Source organism: Pallidibacillus pasinlerensis (assembly GCF_009996845.1).
Classification (GTDB): Bacteria; Bacillota; Bacilli; order Bacillales; family Caldibacillaceae; genus Pallidibacillus; species Pallidibacillus pasinlerensis.
On the sequence record NZ_JAACYS010000167.1, the window covers coordinates 1 to 423 of the forward strand.

The 423-nt window shown below is 34.3% G+C and carries 1 protein-coding gene; it reads right to left on the reverse strand.

Annotated elements, in window-relative coordinates; genetic code table 11:
- A partial coding sequence (locus GW534_RS16035; RefSeq protein WP_407670495.1) for an ExeA family protein occupies positions 1 to 423 on the reverse strand: 423 nt, incomplete at both ends.

Below are 423 nucleotides of genomic sequence, written 5' to 3' on the forward strand. Positions count from 1 at the left end.
TCCTCTATAGCTAATCTGACTACTTCTTCATCAATCTGTTCTTTTTTTAATTGGAACCCAAATAACAGGCTATTTATCGTTATTTTATTAATCACTCTTGGCCAACCTTGAGAACGTAACGCAATGGCTTCTAGTGCGGATTCAGTAAATATTGGCATTTTTGCACCAGCGATTTTTAGATGGTGATTGATATATGAAACAATCTCTTCTTTCGCTAAGGGTTGAATCTCATATTTCATTATCAACCTTTGTGACAACGGGCGATGATGATTCATTGTTAAACGTGTCTTTAAATGTGGTAATCCTGCTAAAATCAAGATAAACGGATTGGTGGAATCCATTTGAAAATTAAACAATAAGGCGATATCCTGTAAAAATGCATCCTTTGCTAAATGCATTTCATCTAAGATAAATACAGGTGTT